General features: G+C 41.2%; 16 protein-coding genes and 1 pseudogene. 8 read left to right on the top strand and 9 right to left on the bottom strand.

The window, feature by feature from the left end; all coding sequences use genetic code 11:
- Nucleotides 1–93 precede the first annotated feature (93 nt).
- The 3 genes from PL11201_RS23440 to galT all read left to right on the top strand — a co-directional run bounded on the left by PL11201_RS23440 (nt 94) and on the right by galT (nt 3,107).
- Nucleotides 94–759, top strand: coding sequence for a DUF4340 domain-containing protein (locus PL11201_RS23440; protein WP_079681265.1), 666 nt, complete (start codon nt 94–96; stop codon nt 757–759).
- Between the two features lie 118 nt (nt 760–877).
- Nucleotides 878–1,921 carry a DUF2891 domain-containing protein gene (locus PL11201_RS23435; protein WP_079681264.1) on the top strand — a complete coding sequence of 348 codons (1,044 nt, stop codon included), beginning with the start codon at nt 878–880 and terminating at the stop codon, nt 1,919–1,921.
- A 130-nt stretch (nt 1,922–2,051) separates the two neighbouring features.
- Nucleotides 2,052–3,107: a galactose-1-phosphate uridylyltransferase gene (galT, locus tag PL11201_RS23430; protein ID WP_079681263.1), complete on the top strand. Its 1,056-nt coding sequence runs from the start codon at nt 2,052–2,054 to the stop codon at nt 3,105–3,107.
- Nucleotides 3,108–3,206: 99 nt separating this feature from the next.
- Here galT and PL11201_RS23425 read toward each other — a convergent pair whose 3' ends face one another.
- Complete coding sequence (locus tag PL11201_RS23425) at nt 3,207–5,147, bottom strand: ABC-F family ATP-binding cassette domain-containing protein (RefSeq protein WP_079681262.1); 1,941 nt, start codon at nt 5,145–5,147, stop codon at nt 3,207–3,209.
- A gap of 113 nt (nt 5,148–5,260) precedes the next feature.
- On the opposite strand from PL11201_RS23425, the pseudogene PL11201_RS23420 reads away from it, so the two are divergent.
- Nucleotides 5,261–5,464, top strand: a pseudogene (locus PL11201_RS23420) (DUF433 domain-containing protein).
- A 57-nt stretch (nt 5,465–5,521) separates the two neighbouring features.
- On the opposite strand, the gene PL11201_RS23415 reads toward PL11201_RS23420, so the two are convergent.
- The 7 genes from PL11201_RS23415 to PL11201_RS23385 all read right to left on the bottom strand — a co-directional run bounded on the left by PL11201_RS23415 (nt 5,522) and on the right by PL11201_RS23385 (nt 13,660).
- The gene (locus PL11201_RS23415) at nt 5,522–6,379 is read right to left on the bottom strand and encodes a prohibitin family protein (protein ID WP_079681261.1); all 858 of its coding nucleotides are present in this window, start codon (nt 6,377–6,379) and stop codon (nt 5,522–5,524) included.
- 129 nt (nt 6,380–6,508) lie between these two features.
- Nucleotides 6,509–8,023, bottom strand: a complete 1,515-nt coding sequence (locus tag PL11201_RS23410) for a family 10 glycosylhydrolase (protein WP_079681260.1) — start codon at nt 8,021–8,023, stop codon at nt 6,509–6,511.
- Nucleotides 8,024–8,240: 217 nt separating this feature from the next.
- On the bottom strand, nt 8,241–8,642 hold the full coding sequence (psb27, locus tag PL11201_RS23405; RefSeq protein ID WP_079681259.1) for a photosystem II protein Psb27: 402 nt from the start codon (nt 8,640–8,642) through the stop codon (nt 8,241–8,243).
- A gap of 65 nt (nt 8,643–8,707) precedes the next feature.
- On the bottom strand, nt 8,708–10,330 hold the full coding sequence (locus tag PL11201_RS23400) for a WGR domain-containing protein (protein ID WP_200816857.1): 1,623 nt from the start codon (nt 10,328–10,330) through the stop codon (nt 8,708–8,710).
- A 187-nt stretch (nt 10,331–10,517) separates the two neighbouring features.
- Nucleotides 10,518–12,143 (bottom strand): DUF4912 domain-containing protein, encoded by a 1,626-nt coding sequence (locus PL11201_RS23395; protein WP_200816856.1) that lies wholly within the window; start codon nt 12,141–12,143, stop codon nt 10,518–10,520.
- Between the two features lie 677 nt (nt 12,144–12,820).
- Entirely contained in the window at nt 12,821–13,132 is a 312-nt protein-coding gene (locus PL11201_RS23390) for a DUF2973 domain-containing protein (protein WP_079681258.1), read from the bottom strand.
- Between the two features lie 195 nt (nt 13,133–13,327).
- The gene (locus tag PL11201_RS23385; protein ID WP_079681257.1) at nt 13,328–13,660 is read right to left on the bottom strand and encodes a DUF2605 domain-containing protein; all 333 of its coding nucleotides are present in this window, start codon (nt 13,658–13,660) and stop codon (nt 13,328–13,330) included.
- A 397-nt stretch (nt 13,661–14,057) separates the two neighbouring features.
- On the opposite strand from PL11201_RS23385, the gene PL11201_RS23375 reads away from it, so the two are divergent.
- The 4 genes from PL11201_RS23375 to PL11201_RS23355 all read left to right on the top strand — a co-directional run bounded on the left by PL11201_RS23375 (nt 14,058) and on the right by PL11201_RS23355 (nt 21,187).
- Nucleotides 14,058–14,483, top strand: a complete 426-nt coding sequence (locus tag PL11201_RS23375; RefSeq protein WP_079681255.1) for a DUF4278 domain-containing protein — start codon at nt 14,058–14,060, stop codon at nt 14,481–14,483.
- A 122-nt stretch (nt 14,484–14,605) separates the two neighbouring features.
- Nucleotides 14,606–16,924, top strand: a complete 2,319-nt coding sequence (locus PL11201_RS23370; protein WP_079681254.1) for a TolC family protein — start codon at nt 14,606–14,608, stop codon at nt 16,922–16,924.
- A gap of 67 nt (nt 16,925–16,991) precedes the next feature.
- Nucleotides 16,992–17,300, top strand: coding sequence for a 2Fe-2S iron-sulfur cluster-binding protein (locus PL11201_RS23365; RefSeq protein ID WP_079681253.1), 309 nt, complete (start codon nt 16,992–16,994; stop codon nt 17,298–17,300).
- A 374-nt stretch (nt 17,301–17,674) separates the two neighbouring features.
- Nucleotides 17,675–21,187, top strand: a complete 3,513-nt coding sequence (locus PL11201_RS23355; RefSeq protein ID WP_079681251.1) for a WD40 domain-containing protein — start codon at nt 17,675–17,677, stop codon at nt 21,185–21,187.
- A 197-nt stretch (nt 21,188–21,384) separates the two neighbouring features.
- On the opposite strand, the gene PL11201_RS23350 is transcribed toward PL11201_RS23355, so the two are convergent.
- Complete coding sequence (locus PL11201_RS23350; RefSeq protein ID WP_079681250.1) at nt 21,385–23,700, bottom strand: bifunctional diguanylate cyclase/phosphodiesterase; 2,316 nt, start codon at nt 23,698–23,700, stop codon at nt 21,385–21,387.
- Between the last annotated feature and the right edge of the window lie 150 nt (nt 23,701–23,850).

The following is a 23,850-nucleotide window of genomic DNA, read 5'->3' as shown; positions in this document are numbered from 1 at the left end:
GGGTTCTTTTAGATCTTTGTTAATTACTTAAATCTTGATGAACCCGCCCCTACAACTGATAATGGGTAAGTGACAAATAATGACTGCTAACTAATGAAATTTCAACGTTCAACATTAATTTTAATGGGTTTAGCCTTGGGTTTGACCGGGGTTGTTTATGTATTTGAAATTCAGGGGAAAACTCAACAGCAAGAAATTCAAGCTAAACAACAACAAATTTTTTCTTTTCCCAAGGATGAAATTCAATCTTTTACTATTACAAATCCTCAACAAACACTTACCTTGGAACGGGTTACTAACGCCGATGAGTTGAAAAAATCTCCTTGGAAAATTACAGCCCCAATACAATTTTTAGCTAATCCTGCTTCGGTAGATTACCTACTCAGGGAACTGTTTAAAAATCAAAGTAATCCCTCGGATGTTAACTCAGGGATTCAGAAGTTAACGGTTTCTGCTGAAAAAATTAAGGATTATGGGTTAGATACCGTAACGGATAAAATAGAAATTAAACTTAAAAATAATACCATCCATAGATTAAATTTAGGAAACATTGATTTTCGCGGAGATTCTTTATATGCTCAAATTGATTCCCCTCAATCTTCTGGAAAAGAAGTCAGTATTTTAGTGATTTCTAAAGATATTTTATCTACTATTAATCGTCCTCTGGAGGAGTGGAAACTTCCCCCGGAAATTCCCCAAACACCTCCTACACCTCCTACACCTCAACCGACTCCTAGACCTTCAGTTAGTCCGAAATAATGCTATATTTGTTAGGAGTGCGCTGAAGCGCAACAACGAGCGCAACAACGAGCGCAACAAAAAAGTATGATAACTTAACCTAGTAATTTTATAATAGCATAAATTAACCTAAAAAATCGTGAATTTAGAATCAGAAATATTTGCGGTCAACTTAGCCAGTCGATTTGCTGAATTTGGCTTACAATGTGTTGTACAAGAGTATCCTCATGTTCAATATTATTGGTTAGAAAGTTCCCGAGATTTGATTCCCCATCGACAACTTAATCCCGCCTTTTATGGCTGTTTAGATTGGCATTCGGCGGTGCATAACCATTGGATGTTAACTCGGTTAATTAGATATTTTCCCGAGGCAGATTTTGTCTCCTCTGCTCGAGAAGTTTTAACCCAAAATCTCACCCCGGAACATATTAAAATCGAGGCTAATTTTTTACAATCTCAGCCCCGATTTGAATGTCCCTATGGGTTAGCTTGGTTTTTACAATTAATGGCAGAACTGACTGAATGGCAAGACGAACAGAGTCAACTCTTATTAGAATATTTACAACCTTTAGAAACCGTTATTATTAATAATATTCACAACTGGTTATTAAATTTATCCTATCCCAACCGCACCGGATTACACAATCAAACAGCTTTTGCCTTGGGATTAATTTGGGATTGGGCAACCCTTACCCACCATCAACCATTATTAGAATTAGTTGCACATAAAATCCAAAAATTCTATTACCATGATTACAATTATTCCCTTCACTGTGAACCATTGGGGGATGATTTTCTCTCTCCTAGTCTAGCAGAAGCCGATTTAATGCGTCGGGTTCTCCCGGCTTTAGAATTTGGAGAATGGTTAACTATTTTTTTACCCGAACTTTCCCAAAAATTAGAAACCGATTGGTTTTCTCCGATTATTATTAATAATCCTGAAGATTACGGACAATCTCATTTTGATGGGTTAAACTTGAGTCGGGCGTGGATGTTAGAAGGGATAATCTCTGGTTTATTACCCACAGATAACCGCATACCCGCTTTAAAAAGCGTAGCAAATCTTCATCACCAAGTCGGGTTAAATCCTGTATCTGGTAATTTCTATGGTGGCAGTCATTGGTTAGGAAGTTTTGCCGTTTATCTAGGAACAAAAAGAGGTTTAAATAGCAACAAAAAATAATCAATTATTTTTATTTCTCCATTCCCCATTCCCCATTCCCTATTCCCCATTCCCTATTCCCCATTCCCCATTCCCCATTCCCTATTCCCTATTCCCTATTCCCCATTCCCTATTCCCTGTTCCCTCCTATATGACTGAACTTAGACAGAATCTAATCACAAGAGATTGGGTAATTATTGCCACTGAAAGGGCAAAACGACCCGATGAATTTACCAAAACTGAAACCCAACTAATTCCTACCCCTCAGTATCGTTCTAATTGCCCCTTTTGTCCAGGGAATGAATTGCTAACAGGAGGTCAAGAAACCTTACGGTTATCCGATGATTTAGATTGGCGAGTCCGGGTGGTTACTAATAAATATCCCGCCCTATCTCCTCAAGGTGAAAGAATCAGAGAAAGCGAGGGAATTTTTCACGCCTTATCAGGGTTTGGGTTTCATGAAGTTGTTATTGAACACCCTCGCCATGATTTAACAATGGCGTTAATGGAAATCGCAGATATTGCAAATGTTATTCGAGTTTATCGCCGAAGGTATATTGAAATTCGCCAAGACGCTCGGGTAGAAACTATTATTATCTTTAAAAATCATGGTCAAGGAGCGGGAACTTCTTTAGAACATCCTCACTCTCAAATTGCTGCAATTCCCCTTGTTCCCTATCAATGGCGTGACCGCGCGCGAGAAGCAATTCGCCATTATGATGATACCGGAGAATGTCTTTTTTGTCGCACCTTAAAGGAAGAATTACAAGCCCAAGAACGGATTATTTTTACCAGTGAACATTTTGTAGCTTTTATTCCCTATGCCGCCCTTTCTCCTTTTCATACTTGGATTTTTCCCCGTCGTCATAGTTCCTCTTTTGATGAAATTACCAATGAGGAAATCTTGGATTTAGCTAAAACCTTAAAAAATGTTCTAGCTAAACTTTACTATGGGTTAAATAATCCCGATTATAATTATACAATTCGTTCTATTCCTACCGCCGAACAACGCACGGATTATTCCCATTGGTATATTGCCTTAATTCCTCGGGTTTCCCTATCCGCCGGATTTGAATTAGGCAGTGGGATGTATATTAATACGGCTTTACCCGAAGAAAGTGCGACGTTTTTGCGTTCAGTTGAAATTCCACCGGATTTCAATAATGGACAATTGACAACTACCTCTCCCGGAAAAAAAGAGGATTGAGAAAGCAGATTTTATTGCTCTTTTCCCCTTAACAGGAAAGGTTTTAAACCTCGAAAAAAAATAACTATCAATTATCAATTATCAATTATCAATTGATCATTAATTAGAAGCCGCAATTTCCGCTAATTCTAACCATCTTTCCGTGGCATTATCAATTTCTAGGATAATATTTTCCACCTGTTGATGCAGGTCTTGAACCTTAGAAACAGCCCCCGGAGGAGCTTGATAGAGTTGTTTTTCTAAGTCTATTTTTTTCGCTTCTAATTCAGCAATTTTTGTCTCTAACTTTTCATATTCTCGCTTTTCCTTAGAAGATAATTTACGCTGTCCACTTTTATCCCAAGAATAGCGTTGGGATTTGTCCCCGTCTGCAACCCCAGATAGGATTTTTTCTTCGACCTTTACCCCTTGACGACTTAGCTCTAATTCCTCGGCTTTTTTGTAATCTAAATAAACCGAATAATTCCCTGGATATTGTCGTAAAGTTCCCCCAGATTCAAAGGAAAAAATAGTTTCAACAGTTCGGTCTAAAAAATAGCGGTCATGGGAAACCACAATGACACAACCATTAAAATCCTCTAAATAATCTTCTAAAACCGATAATGTTTGGACATCTAAATCATTAGTCGGTTCATCTAAAATCAACACATTGGGCGCGCTCATTAACACCCGTAATAAAAATAATCGTCGTTTTTCCCCCCCAGAAAGTTTGTTTAAGGGAGAATATTGTTGATTCGGTGGAAACAAAAACCGTTCCAACATTTGCGAGGCTGTAATTTGGGTTCCATCGGCGGTTTTTACATATTCTGCGACTTCTTTTAAGTAATCAATCACGCGCTGATTTTCGTTCATCGCCGCCAACAAATCCTCCGAATGTTGGTCAAAATAACCGATATGAATGGTTGACCCAATTTCTACTATGCCCTCATCCGGTTGGATTCGCCCTGTAATCATATCTAATAAAGTTGATTTTCCGACCCCATTTCCCCCAATAATTCCTAAACGGTCATCGGGATTAAAACTATAGGTAAAATCTTGAATTAAAGGGCGATTATCATAGGATTTAGAAACATGGTTTAATTCAATCACTTTTTTACCGATACGACGACCGGGCGTGGAAATTTCAACTTTCCCCTGGACTTGTTTAAATTCCATGTCTTGCAGCCCTTCAACCCTTTGAATCCGTGCTTTTTGCTTGGTACTCCTAGCCTTTGGCCCCCGTCTTAACCATTCTAATTCTCGACGCAAAACCCCCCGATGTTTGCGTTGTTGACTAACAGCAATATCCTCGGCTTCGGCTTTCTTTTCTAAAAAATAAGAATAATTTCCTGCATGGGTAAATAAATCCCCCCGGTCTAGTTCTAAAATTCGATTAGTTACTTGGTCTAAAAAGTAGCGGTCGTGGGTAATTAATAATAGAGCCCCACGATAATTTTTCAAATAATCCTGTAACCATTCCACCGAAGCCGCATCTAAATGGTTTGTGGGTTCATCCATTAATAAAACATCCGGTTCTACTAATAACGCCGTTGCTAAAGCAATGCGTTTGCGATATCCCCCTGATAACTGGCGAATCGGAGTATCAAAATCTTCTATTCCTAATTTAGTTAAAATAATTTTAGCTGTGTTTTCCAACTCCCAAGCATTGGTGGCATCCATGCGTTGCATGACTTGGGAAAATCGGGTTAACAGTTGGGAATCTTCGGGATGTTTTGCTAATTTATGAGATAGGTCTTCATACTCTTGAATTAGGTGCATTTGTTCGCCACTATCGGCAAAAATTTGTTCTAAAACCGTGAGGTTTTCATCTAAATTCGGTTGTTGGGGTAAATAGATAACTTTTGCCCTGGGATTAACCCAAAGTTGCCCTTCATCAATTGATTCCTGTCCCGCAATCATTTTTAATAAAGTGGATTTTCCTGAGCCATTGGTTCCAATTAAACCGACTTTATCTGTGGCATCTAAACTAAAGTTAGCATCTCGGAGAATTTCTTTGGTTCCAAATTCTTTTTTAACGGATTGTAAGGTAAAAATAGACATAAGTGTTAAGAGATTAAAAATAGATAATCGTAGCCGAAGCAATTAATTCACAGGAATCTAGTATAATTATACTATGAAATAGTCGATCTTACACCAATGACAATAGGTAAAGTATGATGCCAGCAGATTTACTGTCTCGAATTTCTATTGACCCTAATATTTGTTTTGGTAAACCCTGTATTCGGGGTCATCGCATTTGAGTGTCTCTAATCTTAGATTTTTTAGCCAGTGGAGTCACCATTGAATACCTTTTAGAAGAATACCCTGGAATAGAACGAGAAGATATTCTAGCTTGTATTGCTTATGGTGCTAAATAATTAGAGGGTTTAGTAATTTTTGCCGCTATAAACCCTCTAATTATTCAGGAATTGTGTTTATTCATAACTCATTTCTGAAGCATTCCCTAAATTAAATAAGAAGGGAATCATGCTTTTATTATCCCCATTCATAATTAACACTCTTGGCATTTGAGAACCTCCCTGTTTCCAAGCTTCAATAGCTTCTTTTTGCAGGACTAATTGTCCTCCGGTTGCTTTCAAAGTTTCTGCTAATAAACGTTGAGCTTCCGCCGTTCCTTTGGCTCGGTTAATGTCAGTTTGAGCTTGTTGTTCCGCTTCTTTAGCAATATAAACTGCCCGTCTGGCTCGTTGTTCGGCAATTTGTTTTTCTTCAACGGCTTTGGCAAATTCAGGAGAAAATGCTAAATCAACCACACTGGTATCTAATACAATAATCCCATATTTATCTAATCGTTCATTCAAAGCTTCATCAAAGTCTGATTTTAATAATTCTCGTTGAGTAATAGCTTCTTCAATGGTTCGTTTTGCTGCTGCAATTTTAAAACATTCTTGGGTTTGGGGAGCCACAACTTTAGAAACAACATTTTGTAAAGTGCCCTGTTCTCGTCTAATTCTGACTACTTGTATCGGGTCAAGCCTAAAGTTAATGGCAAAACTTGCCGATAATTGTTGTAAATCTTTGGTAGAACTTTGAGCCGGAACTTCAAATTTCTGTACCGTCAAATCATAAATATCAACCGCAGAAACCAGAGGGGGTTTGAAATGAATGCCTTCTAATAATACCCCATCTTGAGCTTTTCCTAAAATACTCAACACCCCCGCTTGACCTGGGTTAATAATCACAAAAGAATTGACCGAAATTAATGCTAATACGGCTAAGGCAATTCCCAAAAAAATACTGGTTAAACCAGCTTGAGGTTCTGCACTTTTCATAAAATTAACTCCAATTGATGAAACAATTATAGCGTCATTGTTCAAATCTGAACCACAGCTAAGGTTAATCCCATAGGGATGAGTGATTTTATACTCAAAAATCTCGAGATTTTTTGTAGTTAATAACTATTAACGTTTACAAAATTTTCGTTCTCGGGTTTCTTCAGAATCTTGCCAATCATAACCATAATGACTAAAGGCATTAATTTGAGGAATTGTGGCGTAAATATCAGCCATTTGCTGTTGTAAAGAAGGGCGATTTTTGATCGATTTTCCCCAGTCTCCCGCTAAGGCTGGGATAATTTGAGTTCCTGGGGGAGCTTGAGTTACAACTTGCTGCACTTGAGCCGTAATACAGTTGACTTGACCACAGACAGCATAGGACATGGGATGCCATTCTATGGAGGGCGAAAATTGATCCCAAGGCTGCATTCGAGAGTCAAATCCCATCTGCCCAATTCGGCGATTTCCTTCGGGAAAAAATACCGCCCCGGCGGGAATTCCTTGACTTTGTACGGGTTGACTTGCTATTGTTAAAAAATCCAAAACTCCCTGTCTAGCATGGGCAACACTTAGCCGCCATAATTGTAGCTGTAAGGTTTCTCCCATCTTGGGAATAGAGGCTAAGGTTTTCCACTCTTTTTCATCGGGCCAATAGGGTTTATCCTTTTCATTAGGATGCTTTTCATTCACGGTTTTAACATCAATTTCTGTAATAAATCCTTGCTGTAAAAATCGCTGCATCAAGTCTCGTCCTTTCTGACTACTGGCTCGATTTAAAAATGCCTGTTGAGAATATTCTCCATAAATCCATAGGTCTTTGACTTTGGAGGCAACCGAATCTGCTCCTAACCCTTTGGGATAGCGAACATAGTCAAATAAAACTCCATTAGGATGACGTTGTAAGACGGCATTTAATAAGGTTAAATAATCTTGTCTAGCTATGGGATGATAGGGGTCAACAAACCCTTGATTCACAAAACTTTCCCCATATTCGTCTATTTTGGTTTGGTCTAAAACTGCCGTTGTGGTGGTTTCTCCCTTCCCATTTATCGCTAAAACTGATGTTCGGTCAGGTTTTAAGGTGTAAGTATAGCCATAATTTAACATAAACATCCAAGCATATACTTTTAAGCCTCTTTGTCTGCCTTTTTGGATAGTTTCTGCTAATAAATCTTGGTTTTCTGTTCCAGGTGTGCGGATAGCTGCTGGCCAGGCGGTGGGATTTTTCCCAGAAGGTAACAACACTTGACCATCATAAAAGACTTCTAAATAAACCTTGTTATAGCCTTTATTAATAATATTATCTAAAATCCGATCAATTTCTCCGGTTCTCGTATCACAGGGATATAATCTTAACCAAATCGCTTGATTTTTAGGATTAATTTGTTGACGACATTGATTGACTTGTTGCGCGTGTTGAGTTAGAATAGTATTATAGTTTTTAACAGCTTCGGAATTTCCCGTTAATACAGCCTGTCGTAAACTTTCTTTCTGGGCGATCGCTTGTGGAGATAATTTGCACTGAGCCAGGGTTTGAGAATTAGCTACAGAAATTAATAAAAAAGGATTCAAGGAAAGGGTGATCAAAAAATTTAATAATAACCCGGAAAAACGGCGTTGCTGAATCATTAAATTTGACATAAAATTTTATTTGACTTTACTACATTTTCAAGTATTCACAACGTTCCAAACAAAATCAGTAGGGAAACACACTGATAATGGATGCGGGCGAGTTTATCGGTGATTTAAGTGATTAGGCTGTTAGGCAGATTAATGCTCAATAATATAGACGCGCCGTGGCACGTCTCTACACTAATAACTAATAACTGTTAACTGATGACTGATAACTGGTAACTGATTACGCTCCTCGACTCACGGCGACTTCCACTTGTTTAAATTCCTGTTCCAAACGTTCTTTTAATTTATCCGGGATAGGACGGTTGGGATAGGAACTATAATGACCTGCTAGGGCGTTGAGGGCTGTACGCATGGTGGTAAAGGAACTCAGGGTGGTGACAGAATTATCCCGACGGTAACGAGCAATAAATTCGTTAATGACTTCCCTGGCTTGACCTTGGGCTTCGGCTTTCTCGGGTGCATCTTCAGGTAAAAGAATTGCGGTTCTCAAGCTATCGACAACGGCTAAAGTATCTTTAGAATAATTGCCTGTTAACATTCCCGAAGGACTCCCACTGCATCCGACTAAAGTAATGGCAGCCACAAGAACTAGAGCTAACAGACGAGAAATATATTTTTTCATGAGCTTTATTGCAATTGGCATTAAGAATTATAATCAAAATCAGAATCTAAACCAAATAAATAGATTTAGCCACAAGCCCAAACAAAGGCAAACTGATCTTTATGGGTTTTGCATTGCAGAATATGGGCAATTCCCAGATCACCAAACGCATAGTTAAGATTTTGCTCCGAAGCTAGTTGAAATACTTGCCGCATCGGAGCCTGACAAACGGGACAGCCTGGACACTCCAAACCCTGAACCCAGCGCGGGTAGCCCCCCAGCTTATCGCTCTCATCGGTGGGGTATAGCTGATCGTAGTCATCCAAATCATCCAGACCTAAACGCTCCACCACTGCATCCCACAAGTCATTTTCCCCTAACCGCTCCCAGCCGCTTACCAGGGCCACCAATTCATCAGGGTCGGGATAGTCTTCAATTTCTAGCCACTCGGTGATGGTCTTGGCTGGCAAATAAGTTCCATAATCTTCTCCACCGATTTGGGGTAGGGGTGGGGTTGATCCCATACCCACGGGCTGTACCAGACGAATTTTGATATTTTTAATTAAGAATGGAACTCTACCATAATAAATTGTTCCTTCTTCTACCTCGAACCCACACTTATCAGACATACAGTGGAACATTTGCAACAGACCTGTACCAAACTCCTCACGGACAGGTTCTGGCAATTGACTCAAATTCAGTTGAACAAACAGTTGCAGGGGTTCGGCACAACAGGGGCAACCGGGCCAGGTTTCATCTATTGCCAGCCAAGGACGACCGGAAAACTTGGAAGCCAGGCGATCGCCATCCCCTTCCGTTACAATGGGCTTCCAAGCAGGACGAACAAATTGGGTAATATCGAGATCAGAGTTAGGAGAATCATCGTTGGAACTTTCTTTTACCATTTGGGCAGGCAGAGGTACCTCAGTAGATTTGGATCGGCTTGGCTTCCCTTTAGGGAATAACACATAGCCTTTTTTCAACTTTTCATTGATTTTCTTCTGGGCAGCGGCCTGGGCTTTTCTCGGACTGCCATAGGTGCTTTTTTCGGTTTGTCCAGTCGTACCAATGCGCCCATAGCCGAATGTGACAGTTAATCCATTCACCGTGACTTCATAGAATTTGTGGGACTTGTCATCGGACAATTCTAGGTAAATGGGTTCGTTGATATGACCGGGCGCATAGTAGGGGTCTTCACCACGAATAGTGGAATGGTAGTATTCTTCGGCTGCTTCTTCGGAATCAAACTCACGCAGTTCGTCAGACAAAAGATTCCCGCCGTAACCACTCTTAATTAACCTTACCTGGCGACCATCTAGGATTATATTCCCATAATTAGGCATTTTACCCGTATCGATCTCAAACTGATAGTTATTTAGATCGGGTTGAGCTATAGGATAGCAAGGAAAGTAATGATTCCGTGGTTTATTACTGGGAACTAACACACTCCCACCCAAGAAAAAACTTCCATCCGCTAGGACAAACAATTCTTCAGTGAAAGCCGGGTTTGTCCAATTTAGCAAAACAGAGCACCCATCGGTTGAGATGGTGTAATGACCCGAACGACTATGGTTTAATATCTCACAAGTGCCATTGGGTTCAAATAAATAAGGGTATTTCTTATTTTGTATCCAGATGGAACCCGTTAGTTTTTCTTGAAGATATTTTTCTGGTTCAGAGGATAATTGATTTGAAGGATGGCTAGGCATAGACACCAGGGTATTTTGTGTTTCCAATATAGCTCAACTATCAAAGATTTAAAAGTATTGTTTTCTCCATAACCAAGACTAACATTTTTCAATCTTGTTAATATCCGGTGAATAGGGTAGTCATTAAATAGGCTGTCAGTTTTCACTAACAGCCTGTTTAATATCTAAAATTAATCTGGTAGAATTGTTAGAGTTTGAAAAAGGTTTTTCCTCTCAGGTCTTCATCCCAAGGAATATTAATAAATTGATAGTTTTCCCAGTCCGTCGGATAAATGGGGGGGATATGAATATGATTAGATCTGACTAAGACTAACCAACGCCCATCTAGGGTTAAATAACCCAATTCTGCAATATAATCTCGATCACTCATGGGAATAGGAATATGCCATTCCCTAGCCATCTCATCACACTCATATTCCTGGGTGGACAAGGGCGGCTGGGTATCGAGATCAATTGCAGTGACGTCATAAACCCGCAGGAGAAGGTGTTTTCCGCCTTGGTGACGGATATGTTCTTTATGTTCGTTGGGAATATCCCAATACGCATAGGCCCAATTTGGGTCACGGGGTAATAGGAAAATCTGACTTTGACCATATCCATTGGGTAATGGTGGAAGTCCCTGGTCTACATCCGCAAGGGAGGGTTCAAATTTTATTTCCTTTCCTACATTAAATTTAGTAGCTGCTACGTCTGTTTCTGAACGAACCTCTTGGTGAGGTACTCCTAATTCTATTACTTCGGTTTCCGGTTTTACTATCCCTAAAACCGATATTTCTGGTTCCGTTAATTCATCATCAACCGTAACAAATGTTGGTTCTATTTCTGTAATATCTGGTTCCAAAATAATAGATTTATTTTGAATCTCAGACTCAGATTCTACTATTTCTGAAACTAATATTTCCGGTTCCGTTAATTCATCATCAACCGTAGCAACTGTTGATTCTGTTTCTGTACCATTCGATTCCAAAATAATAGATTCAGAATGAATCTTAGGCTCAGGTTCTACTATTTCTGAAACTGATATTTCCGGTTCCGTTAATTCATCATCAACCGTAACAACTGTTGATTCTGTTTCTGTAATATCCGGTTTCAAAATAATAGATTCATTTTGAATCTCAGGTTCGGATTCTACTATTTCTGAAACCGATATATTCTCAATTTGTGTTTTTGTCGTCAAAAATTCTGCAATTACAGCTTCAGCTTCATTCGGATCAATGTCCTTGATTAATACGACTTCCGAAACTTCCTCAATTTCTCCATTTTCAACGGGATAAAATTCCGGCTCAGGAGACTTGGCTGGGATAAAAAATTCTCCTTCTGGTTGGATTTCAACCTGATTTTCAAATAAGGCAGAATCTAAATTATCCACCTCCGATGGCATTAAACTAATAGACAATCCTTGGGGTTGTAGATTATTTTCTAATTGAACCGTTTCTGTCTGATGCCGTTTTTGAATAATAGTACGAGGGAGAGAAACAGTAGTAACTGCTGGAGAAAATGGTGTTTTTAAAGGTTCTATAAACTGACGATTAATATTAGGAGAAAATGGATTTTTCAGAGGTTCTGTCAAACTGTTAAAATCCAGTTGAGCAGAATTTTTCTGAGGTTGCGCCCCGGTGACATCGGGTTTTGTAGATAAGGGAACAGAAATAGGGTCTTCTTGTTTTTTGACTGGGGACTTAGAACGTTGAGCTTTGAATTGTAAATTAACCCATAAACCCAAAAACGGGATCACAGGGAGTAACCACCACAACCAAATCGGGATTTCCGTTGCGGGAACTGTTGTCGGCTGTATTTGGGAAGATTGCCCCACTAGGCTATCATTGTTCGTGTTAGCTTGGAGTGAACGCGAATCAATCTGGCTCAAGAGGATCTGTTGTTGAGAATTAAACCCTAACCCAGAATCTGATCCAGGTTTGGGCTCCAACTTCCCTACCTGGGGAACAGTATTAATACTCCTAACCTGTGCGGGAGACAACCAGGACGACTCTGAAAGCGCAGAAGAATTGACGCTAGAGTTGGAGTTCCACCGAGAGGTCGCCCAGGCCATAGGACTCGTCGCTATTGATAACAATAACGTTAAGGTCACTATCGATGTATCTTTTTTATTTAACAACATATATAGAACCGCAAGCTGTTGACCGAAAATCCCAGGACTCCAGCCCCCAAATTCGTTGGTGGGTTAGAGATGCACTAAGGCAAGTCTGTACAGGGAAACTTATTTCCCATAATTTCTAATTTAACTGAAAATCACGGTTAACGATCAATATTTGAGCTTAGTCTATCAGAAGATTGGAGCATGGGGGACTTAGCCCCAGTCCCCCAGAAGATCATACAGGCTGATTAATTGTCCATCAAAACTAATTTCTAAATCCTGATGACGTAGGTTTTCAAGGAGTTACCCAGGTTAACAATGAGCGGTTATTGTGAATCAATGAGCAATTCAATTGTCAACCCTGATCATTATTAAATTTCTAATGATTAATATTTTTATTCATTTTCATGAATATCATCCCCATAACCGGGAGAAGATTTATATAAATTATCTAATTGATTTCGCGCGTCTTGAACAGACAAAGAGCGCATCACTAACAAAGGTTCATTAATTAAATTTCCCGTTTCATCGAGTAGTTCTGGATGCGGGACTTTTCCCATCTGTCCTGAATTATTTAACCCTCCATAGTTGCGAGGATCATGTAGTTTATGGGATTCCATACTCACTGTCAAAAGACTGTGAATTAAATTCCGAACCGCTAGAAAAGCCAAAATTGTAAAAGCCAGGACGTAAACTAAGTGTAACATTTTTGTCTCCTTAAGGCTAGGGTTTATTTGATTAATCTAAAGCCGTTTTCTAATAGAAAGGGTATTTTATTTTAGAGCTTGATCCGGGGGGGTCATTGAAACGCTCATCTACCTGGATTCTGACATATTTTATCAACAAATTAAACCTTTCTACTTAAAAAGTTGATTAATTTTGGGGGAGTTCACCCTCCCATCTCAATTTTTGACTTGATTAGCTTGTTCCATCCGAAAGCGAGTCGCCACTTGCCAGTATTCTGTCAATAGGTTATGCCAAGGCATTAGTACGGTCATTTCGATTCCAACTTGTCCCCCCGTAGCATAAAACAGAGTTTTAGTCGCCATCACCTTCTGTTGGGCTTGGGTAATTCGGTTCAGCAGGTCAGATTGTTGGAGCCGAGTCAAAAAGGATATCTCCTCCGTTTCCAAAAGATGGCGCGATCGCTCAAACCAGTATTCAAAATCCTCTAGTAGCGGTTCTAAGATCGATTTGAGAAGCTCTGACTCTTCGGGCAAGTTGGAACTTAGCATGGATGGTTTGATTAAGACTTCAGTTAAGACAATATTAACACTCTTTATATTTCTTAATAATTTTCTTAATAAAAGTTTTATAGCCGTTGGCGATCGCTCCGTACTCCAGTCCTTCCTGCCCAAACTGGAAATAGCCCGGGAGCAATTCCCCCTCCCCGAAGATCAACCCAGGTCACGGGTTTAAATGGGTTAAAGGATGCCATAGATCCCAACCAGAATCAACCCCCTAACCTAACCCAACCTAAATTGAGAGATCATTCTTAAATAATTATTAAGTTTCCCGATTTAACCTGAAAAAATGTAACAATGAATACAGAAATAACAAGATCGTTTAAGATTCGTTTAAAATTTGTCTTGAAGACAGCCCATTTAAAACTAAGGTCAGGAGAAACAGCATATGAAACCCACCTATCGTGGTCATCAGTACGAGACATCTTTTTCGCCGAGCGATATAGTGGAAAGGGAATTAACAGGCAAATATCGGGGTCAGGGCGTCCAGTTTCACTACCCTCGCCATGTTCCCGTGCCTCAGACCCCGCACCCCCTGAAATATCGGGGCATTTCCTACAGCAGTACGGGGCCACAACATTCTCTACAAGAAGTTCAAGCCATCGCTCCCAACAAAAGCCAAGCGGCGGAAACCAGGGGAGGAGCGTTACTCCATTTAGCTACATTTGAGAAGCCCCTGGACGAGAATCTGGCAAAAGTTCATGCCAATCATTTATGCCGTTTACTCGACCGTAGACGTCAAGCGGCAGCAGCCCGGGGCGATCTACATCTACTGCGTTTATTAGATTTAGAAGCAGAACACATTGCCTGCTAGAGTAATCCCTGATCCGGTTGGGTTTGAGCAATCCTATCAGCTATCTAACATCAAAAAACTTAGGAATATTGCTGCCTTAGTCTAAAATTGTTTCTGGACTTGTAGACAAGAAAAGAAGCCTTATGTCCGTTCTTCGTAATTTGATGGCTGTGGGAGTGAGTGGAGCAATCACCTTTATCAATGTGGGGCCAGGAACAGCAGTTCCTTCCCCCATTGAGTCTCGGGATAAATTGCCTGACTCGAATACAACTCAACCGCAGGGTTTTCAACAAAATCCCACAAAGTCTCAGTATCCGGCTCCTGAGCAAGCAGAGGCAGGGTCGGAATCGTTGTCCATAGATTCGACACCTGCCTTAAAGGAAGATTCCAGGGATTTAGTTCCAGATGCTGCTACGGAAACAGAACAACGGAGTGATAACTCCACATCTGAACCCGCCCCCATAGAGAAAGTGGAAAGCGTTTCTGCTCAAACGTCTTTACCCGCAGAAATCCTAAGTTCAACCTTTAAGCAAAATCCTAAAAAATCTCAATTAGGAACCTCCAGTTCTCCCCGTCGGATTATTGATCATCTGTTGATGACACCTCAGTCCATGGCTAGATCTTCCGTACCATCGGAGTTCCCTGCACCAGTTTTTAAACAAAATCCTACAAAAACCGCTCGACAGTCTGCACCCATAACAACGGCATCTACTGGTGTTGGAGCAACGCCGACGATCGCCCCGGCTGCTTCTGGCCCAACAACCGCAGACCCTATCCCAAAACCGACAACTAGGGTCAACCCCGTTTTTAACTTACCCCATCCCCTGGGGAACAATGGACAATCCTCGCCAGACAATAGTCCCCAAGAGATTGAAGTTGCATTACCAAATCCCTCTACCCAGGCTGCAACCCTAACGGATTCTGTAAATCGAGTTAGGCAATCTCAACCGACTCAACTGGCTCAAGTCAGTAGGCCCGCCTTAACGGTTCCTGACCTGACTCCTCCCACGACTCCCTTTCCCCCTCCGACTCCCAACGGAACCTTACAAACCAATCCTCCTCAAATTCTGCTCCCAAGTAGTGATCCTCTGTATCGCCCCACCTTACCCGAACAGGTGAATATTGAGGAAACGGTTCCTGTGACCCTTCAACAAGCGGTTGATTTAGCGATTCGGAATAATGAAAATGTCAGCATTGCCCAACTGCAAGTCGAACAGAGCTTGGCGGCGGTCAGGGAAACCCAAGCGAATTTATATCCGAGTTTGGTCTTTCGTTCCGGTTTTTCTCGCAACGTCTCGGCAGTGGAGGACTTACAAGTTCGGGCTCAAAATCGCGCCCTACGAGTGGCTCGGTTCAATAATGTTCCCGGGGCGGATCAGAGGGAATTTCAGACCCTCTATGGAACCTATTCCTTTGATAATTCCTTTCAATTGCAGTACGACCTGGGAATTAATGGATTGAGGGGGGCTAGAATTAAGGCCTCAGAAGAACAGTTAAGGATTCTGGAGTTAAGGTTAGAAACGGCCTTAGAAGAAGTCCGATTTAATGTAGCTCGTGCCTATTACAATTTGCAAGAAGCAGATGCTGCGGTGGAAATTCAAGCGGCTGCTGTGCGAAACTCTCAAAAGAGTTTAGAGGATGCCGAAGCTTTGGAACGGGCTGGAGTGGGAACCCGTTTTGAAGTGTTGCAAGCTCGTGTCACCCTTGCCAATAACCAACAGGATCTGACTAATTCCCAGCGCAGTCAATTTCAAACCCGGCGGGAGTTAGCCGCGATTCTGAATATTGATGAAAATACGAATTTATTGGCGGCTGACCCGATTGCTTTGGCGGGAGCTTGGGATTTAACCCTGGAAGAAACCATTGTTCAAGCCTATCAAAATCGGGCGGAGTTGGAGGAACAGTTAGCTGAACGCGATCGCGCTCAACAATTGCGCCGGGCAGCCCTAGCCGCCACTCGTCCGAATGTTACCGTGGGGGCGACTTATAACGTCTTGGGTAGAATCAATGATAACACCGATTACAAGGCTGTCCATGGCTGGGCCGATGGCTATGATGCTCAAGTCCAGTTGTCTTGGAATTTCTTTGATGGGGGTGCGGCGAAAGCTCAAGCCCGACAACGGGAGTTAGATATCGGCATCGCAGATGAGCGCTTTAATCAATTACTCAATCAAATTCGTTTGGATGCCGAACGGGCTTACTATGACCTCCAAGCTAACTTTGATAATATTCAAACCTCTAGTTTAGGGGTGGAGGAAGCAACCGAAGCCTTACGTTTAGCGCGTTTACGGTTTCAAGCGGGGGTGGGAACTCAGTTAGAGGTGATTAACCAAGAAACGGACTTAACTCGCGCCCAAAACCGACTCCTCAATGCCATCATCGGTTATAACCGCGCTCTGTCTGCCCTGCAACGGGCTGTAAGTAACCTTCCGGGTAATATCCTGTCGGATTATCCTTTGTAGGGTTGAAATGTTAACTTTTTGTAATAATTTGAAAGAGACGCTATGTTAATGCAGCTAGGACATCAAAATGGGTAATATCAGATTCGTGAGTGAAAACAAGGAAATCATTGCTGCGGATGGGGCCAATCTCAGAATTAAAGCCCTAGAAAACCAGATTGACTTATATACCTTCACGGGCAAAATGATGAACTGTGGCGGTTATGGTCAGTGTGGGACTTGTATTGTGGAAATTGTCGAAGGGATAGATAATCTTCCTGCCCGCACGGAAGTTGAAGCGCGTATTCTTAAGAAAAAACCCGATAGCTATAGATTGGCCTGTCAAACTATTGTTAATGGCCCTATTAGTGTTCAAACTAAACCGCAAAAACGGAAGTAAAGAGGGGATATTTATAGGTAATTACGAATGGGGAATGGGGAATGGGGAATGGGTAAACTGTTATAGTTGGGAACACCGCAACACCGGAGGAAAAGGTTTTACCGCCGTTGGTCTATTATTCCAGGGTTGTGTTAATCTCTCCCATTTCCCTATCTCCCTATCAACCCATCATTTTAGCTTTTTTCTTAAAATGAAACAGCCCTGGGGCTTGGGGTGAGGGGACTGAAACCGGGGATAAAACTAGCCTAATCTTTTTCAATCCAATTGACACTCCCGCGCCGTAAAACGGCGGGGATTCTTAAGAGACGTAAATCCTTAAAGGGTTAGCCAAAAACCCGCTAGACACTCGCTCAAAATCAAGTCTGTGCTTACTTATGATTTCCAGTCCATATCAAGTTGGGGGGAGTTTAGATCAGAATAACCCAACCTATATTCAGCGTCGGGCGGATGAACAACTTTATACCGCACTCAAAGCCGGGAATTTCTGCTATGTTTTTAATGCTCGACAAATGGGGAAATCTTCCTTAATGGTGCGAGCGAAATCCCGACTGGAAAAAGAGGGATATAGCTGTACAATTCTGGATATGACTCGGATTGGGAGTCAACAAATTACTCCCTTACAATGGTATAAAGGGATTGTTGGAGATTTGTGTAGAGGGTTTAATTGTGTAGGAAAAATTAATTTAAAAACTTGGTGGAAAGAACGGGAAGATGTTTCGTTATTACAGCGACTCAGTGATTTTATTGAGGAATTATTATTTCAGCAATTTCCTGAACAACAGCTTTGTATTTTTATTGATGAAATTGATAGTGTTTTAAGCCTGAATTTTCCCATTGATGATTTTTTTGCTCTGATTCGTTATTGTTATAATCAAAGAGCGATTAATCCTGGGTATAAACGGATTACTTTTGCCTTATTTGGTGTCGCCACTCCCAGTAATTTAATTTTAGATAAAACTCGGACTCCTTTTAATATTGGTCAAGCGATTAACTTATGTGGTTTTACGGCAGAAGAAGCGTTATCTTTAGCAAAAGAATTAGAAGGAAAAATTACCCAAGCCCATTTAATCGTAAAACAAATTATTGCTTGGACGGGGGGACAACCTTTTTTAACCCAAAAACTCTGTCAATTAGTTGATTTTGCCATACAGAATTCTATTTCTCAAAATTTAATTCCTCCCCTGGGTTCGGAATCTTTTTGGATAGAAAATTTAGTGCGATCGCAAATTATTGAACATTGGGAAAGTCAGGACGAACCGGAACATTTAAAAACTATCTGTGATCGCCTTTTGAGAAATGAACAACGGGCCGGAAGATTACTCGGTGTTTATCAACAAGTTTTACAAAATACCCCAATTATAACCGATGATAGTCCCGAACAAACAGAACTTTTATTATCAGGATTATTAATTAAAAAACAAGGCTACTTACAAATCAAAAATCGCATTTATCAAGAAGTCTTTAATCAGTCCTGGGTCGAAAAACAATTAGGGCAACTGCGACCCTATTCTCAGGTTTTAGACGCTTGGGTTTTGACAGGAAGAACCGATGAATCCCGCCTATTACGAGGACAAGCATTAAAAGACGCTCAAACCTGGGCGATGGGCAAAAGTTTAAGTGATTTAGACTATCAATTTTTAGCAGCTAGTGTAGAAGCAGATAGACAGGAAGTACAACTGGTTTTAGAAGCTCAAAGAACCCAAGAAGTTAAAGCCAGATTAACTCAAGAAGAACAGGCAGCAAAACGTCAAAAAAATTTACTAATAGCGGTAAGTTTTGCTTTATTAATTGCCTGTGGTTTAGGGATTACCAGTTATATTCAATATCGACGTTCACTGTTGAGTGAATATCAAGCGCGACTGAGTGAAATTCAAGCCCTGGTTTCCGCCTCCGATGGACTCTTTGTTTCTAACCGTCGTTTAGATGCTTTAATTGAAGCCATCAAAGCTAAACATCGTCTCCAAAACCTCCAAAAAACTGATATAACTATTCAGGATCAAGTTAAAAATGTGCTGCGACAAGCGGTTTATGAAACCGATGAATATAACCGTTTATTGGGTCATAAAGCGGCGGTGATGACCGTTGATATCAGTCCTGATAGTTCTTTAATTGCTTCTGGGAGTGTGGATAAAAAGATCAAACTTTGGGGACGGGACGGTCAGTCCGTGGCCACCCTCAAAGGTCATCAAGGAACCGTTAGAACCCTTAATTTTAGTCCCGATAGTCAATTTATTGCTTCCGGGGGTGATGATGGTACAGTTAAACTGTGGAAACGAGATGGCACACTGTTAAATACCTTTGCGGGGAATGGAATTGGGGTCTGGGGCGTGGCCTTTAGTCCCGATGGTGAGCAGATTGTTTCTAGTAGTATGGACGGGGCGGTGAAGGTATGGCGGCGGGATGGGAGGTTACTCAAAACCCTTGAGCAACGGGGAGAAGGGGTTTGGGGGGTGGCTTGGAGTCCCGATGGTCAATGGATAGCGGCTGGAGGTTTCGACAAAACCATTAAATTGTGGAAATCCGATGGGACTATCTCGCGAACCTTTCGGGGTCATCCCGGGTTAGTGGTGTCGGTGGCTTTTAGTCCCGATAGTCAAACTCTGGCATCGGCTAGTGCTGACAAAACCGTTAAATTGTGGAAACTTGATGGGACTTTGCTCAGAACCCTAGAAGGTCATAGTGCTGCTGTTTATGGTGTGGCTTGGAGTCCCGATGGTCAGACCCTCGCTTCTGGGAGTGTGGATAAAACCATTAAGTTATGGCGACGGGACGGCACACCTCTGAATACCCTGAAAGGACATCTCGGAGTCATTTGGGGCTTGGATTGGAGTGCTGATGGTCAGTTTATTGCCTCGGCGGGGGCAGAAAATGGTGTGCGACTGTGGCAAAGTCAAAATCCCTTCCGAACGATGATTAATCCTTATCAGGGAGGGGTTTGGGGTGTTGATATTAGTCAGGATGGTCAGACCATTGTCACGGGAACCGTGGACGGTTGGGTGAAGATCTGGAACCGTCAAGGTCAACTGTTAAAAACTCTGAAAAGTGAGCTTAGGGGGTCAGTCGCCGTTGATTTGAGTCGGGATCAAAAATGGATTGTTGCAGCCAGTAATAATAATACGGTGACGTTGTGGAAACGGGACGGAACCTTAGTCAAGAGGTTAGTTGGGCATACGGCTTTAGTCTGGGCTGTCGCCTTGAGTCCCGATGCTCAGATTATCGCTTCAGGAGGGGAGGATAATACCATTAAACTCTGGAACCGAGAGGGTACTTTACTGAAAACCTTGACCGGACATCAGGCGACGGTATGGCAGGTAGTTTTTAGTCCCGATGGTCGGTGGTTGGCTTCTGCAAGTGCCGATGGAACCGTTAAATTGTGGAAATCAGATGGTACTTTACTGAGAACATTCAAGGGTCATGAAACGGCTGTGTGGCGGGTGGCATGGAGTCCTAACGGTGAAATGTTGGCGTCGGGAAGTGCCGATAATACAGTTAAACTCTGGAAACGGGATGGAACTTTATTGAGAACCCTGGAAGGTCACACGGCGGCGGTTTGGGGGGTGGCGTTTAGTCCCAGGGGAGATAGACTAGCATCGGGTAGTGTTGACAATACGGTGAAGTTATGGACGTTGGAAGGAAAGGAACTCACCACCCTACGGGGACATAGTGCGGCAATTCGGGGGTTAGCCTATAGTCCTGATGGTACGTTTGTGGCATCGGTTGGTGAAGATAATACTTTAATTTTATGGAATGTTGAAAATGTTTTGAATTTGGATTTATTGAGTTATGGGTGTAATTTTGTTCGAGATTATTTAACCCATAATATTCTAAGGGGAAAGGAATGTAATTTTCAAAATCAGGAAACAAACTTATTACTCCATCAGCCTTAGAATATAATAATAGTCCATGCTTACTATTCCCCATTCCCCACTATATATAGCAGTTGCTGCATCTATTAGGACGGACATTCTTGAAAGCTAAAATCTGCTCATAGTAAGTATTTACCTATTGCCCATTGCCTATTCCCTATTCCCTATTCCCTATTCCCTATTCCCTATTCCCTATTGCCTCTTGCTATATTTCTTATTTAGGTTAAAAATTTGATTTCAATGTCTTGAGCAGATAAAGGTTTAGCAAATAAATAACCTTGACCAAATTCGCAGTCCAGTTCCCGTAACCATTGCATTTGTTGGGATGTTTCAATCCCTTCAGCAACAATAGCTAAACCCAGATGATGACCTAAATCAATAATGGTACTCACAACTTGATAATTACGGTTTTCTTTCTGCATCTGACTCACAAAAGAATAATCAATTTTCAAATGATCCACAGGAAAACGATGAAGATAATTAAGAGAGGAATATCCCGTACCAAAATCATCAATACTAATTTCAATATTTCGAGACTTAATTTCTTTCAAGACATAAATGGTTTTATTAATATCTTCAATTAACATACTTTCGGTAATTTCTAAGGTTATTGCATTCCCTTCTAAACCCGTTTCTTTTAAAATAGTATCAATTTCTTCGATTAAATTAACTTTGCGAAAATCCTGAGCCGAAAGATTAATACTAATCTTCAGAGGTTGGCGACTGGGAAATTTTTTGTTCCAGGTTGCGAGTTGTTGACAAGCGGTGGATAACATCCAACTATCAATCGCTAAAATTAAGTTAGTTTCTTCGGCTAAAGGAATAAATTCTGCGGGACAAATAAACCCGCGAGTGGGATGTTGCCAACGGATTAATGCCTCAAATCCTATGAGGCGATGATTATAAATATCAATAATTGGTTGATAATAAACTAAAAATTGTTGTTGTTCAATCGCTCTACGAAGATCATTTTCTAACTGGAGTCGATTAATAGCGATCGCGTGCATTTCTCGATCAAAAATTTCATATCTAGCCTTACCTTGATTTTTGGCACGATACATGGCAATATCGGCATCGCGTAGTATATCCGAGGCTCGAATATAGTCTTTTGTCCCAAACACAATCCCAATACTTGTACTTACATGAATTTCCCTTTCTTCGATGATTAATGGGCAAGCTAAGGCTTTAAAAATCTTCTCAGTCGCTCTAATTGCTTCTTGAATATCTTTAATTTCATCTAATAATATTACAAACTCATCACCACCGATTCTAGTGACAAGATCGGTTGAGCGCAAAATCGACTGAAACTTACGCGCTATAGCGATCAATAACTGATCCCCTACTAAATGTCCTAGACTGTCATTAATCACTTTGAATCGGTCGAGATCGAGGAATAAAAGGGCAAAGTGATAGCCTTCAAAATTGTGAATCCGGTTCATCCCTAATTTGAGCCTTTCCATCAGGAGATTTCGATTAGGTAAACCCGTTAGGGCATCATGTAGGGCTTCATATTTGAAACGCTCTTGGACTAAAATTCTTTCTGTGATATCCCTAGAAGTTGTTTGGATTTGAACGACCTGACCCGCCTCATCTAAAATTGGTTTTGTTAAAGTTTCTAACCAAATATAGTTTCCTGATTTCTGACTAATGCGATAGGTTATAGAAATATTGTTTTTACCTAAAATTGCAGCGCAAAATTCTTCAGCAATGCGATCGCGGTCATCGGGATGGAATAGAATATAGGGGTCTTCTCCAATTAATTCCTCATAACCATAACCGAGTAAAGATTCGCAGGAAGGACTCAGGTAGAGATAACGGCGATCCAGATCTTGAATACAGACTAAATCACTAATATTTTCCGCTAATAAACGATAGCGTTGTTCGTTTTCTCGTAGGGATTGTTCAGCGCGTAATGCTATAATTCCAAAACTCAGACTATCTGTGAGTTGTGTTAATAGTTCAACCTCTCTGGGATTAAAAGCATAGGCTTCGGCGGAGTAAATATTCAAAGTCCCAAATACTTCGCCATTATTAAGCATAGGAAGCACTATGGAGGATTGATAGCCACGCTGTTGGGCGGCTTCGCGCCAGGGGGCAAAATTGGGGTCATGGAGCATATTTTGGCAAGCTACCGGATGTCCAGAACGAATTACCCGTCCCGTGGGGCCCATACCTCGCTCGGTATCCGCCCAGGTAATATTCAGGGTTTTTAAGTAATCGGCTTCATAACCCGCCCAAGCCATTGCTTTGACGCTTTTAGCCTGATCCTGGCAAACGTAAGCCACCCAAGCCATACGATAGGCTGCTTCTTGGGTAATTAACTCGCAAAGGGTTTGCAGGAGCGTCATTTCATCGGTAGCGCGGATCACAGCTTGAGTACAAGCACTTAATACCGCCAGTGCCCGGTTAACCACCTGAAAATCTAGCTTTTGTTGTTGCAATTCTGCTTCTGTTTGTTTAATAAGACTGCTTTGATCATCAACACGGAAAACTCTATTTTCTGTTAAAAACTGAGGATTGTGGGATCTTGGCATATCAGTTATCAGTTATTAGTTATCAGTTGCTAGTTATAGCCCTAGGCACTCTTAGAATAGGGAATAGGGAATAGGGAATAGGGAATAGGGAATAGGGAATAGGGAATAGGGAATAGGGAATAGGGAATAGGGAATAGGGACTCAAAAGTG

It is taken from the genome of Planktothrix sp. PCC 11201 (assembly GCF_900009135.1).
In the GTDB taxonomy this organism is placed as follows: domain Bacteria; phylum Cyanobacteriota; class Cyanobacteriia; order Cyanobacteriales; family Microcoleaceae; genus Planktothrix.
This window is presented reverse-complemented; position numbering and strand designations above follow the sequence as displayed.

Bases quoted from the DNA above. Each gene is read 5' to 3' on its own strand.
- PL11201_RS23440 (WP_079681265.1), top strand. From the start codon at position 94: ATGAAATTTCAACGTTCAACATTAATTTTAATGGGTTTAGCCTTGGGT.
- galT (WP_079681263.1), top strand. From the start codon at position 2,052: ATGACTGAACTTAGACAGAATCTAATCACAAGAGATTGGGTAATTATT.
- PL11201_RS23425 (WP_079681262.1), bottom strand. From the start codon at position 5,147: ATGTCTATTTTTACCTTACAATCCGTTAAAAAAGAATTTGGAACCAAA.
- PL11201_RS23415 (WP_079681261.1), bottom strand. From the start codon at position 6,379: ATGAAAAGTGCAGAACCTCAAGCTGGTTTAACCAGTATTTTTTTGGGA.
- PL11201_RS23410 (WP_079681260.1), bottom strand. From the start codon at position 8,023: ATGTCAAATTTAATGATTCAGCAACGCCGTTTTTCCGGGTTATTATTA.
- psb27 (WP_079681259.1), bottom strand. From the start codon at position 8,642: ATGAAAAAATATATTTCTCGTCTGTTAGCTCTAGTTCTTGTGGCTGCC.
- PL11201_RS23400 (WP_200816857.1), bottom strand. From the start codon at position 10,330: ATGCCTAGCCATCCTTCAAATCAATTATCCTCTGAACCAGAAAAATAT.
- PL11201_RS23390 (WP_079681258.1), bottom strand. From the start codon at position 13,132: ATGTTACACTTAGTTTACGTCCTGGCTTTTACAATTTTGGCTTTTCTA.
- PL11201_RS23385 (WP_079681257.1), bottom strand. From the start codon at position 13,660: ATGCTAAGTTCCAACTTGCCCGAAGAGTCAGAGCTTCTCAAATCGATC.
- PL11201_RS23375 (WP_079681255.1), top strand. From the start codon at position 14,058: ATGAAACCCACCTATCGTGGTCATCAGTACGAGACATCTTTTTCGCCG.
- PL11201_RS23370 (WP_079681254.1), top strand. From the start codon at position 14,606: ATGTCCGTTCTTCGTAATTTGATGGCTGTGGGAGTGAGTGGAGCAATC.
- PL11201_RS23365 (WP_079681253.1), top strand. From the start codon at position 16,992: ATGGGTAATATCAGATTCGTGAGTGAAAACAAGGAAATCATTGCTGCG.
- PL11201_RS23355 (WP_079681251.1), top strand. From the start codon at position 17,675: ATGATTTCCAGTCCATATCAAGTTGGGGGGAGTTTAGATCAGAATAAC.
- PL11201_RS23350 (WP_079681250.1), bottom strand. From the start codon at position 23,700: ATGCCAAGATCCCACAATCCTCAGTTTTTAACAGAAAATAGAGTTTTC.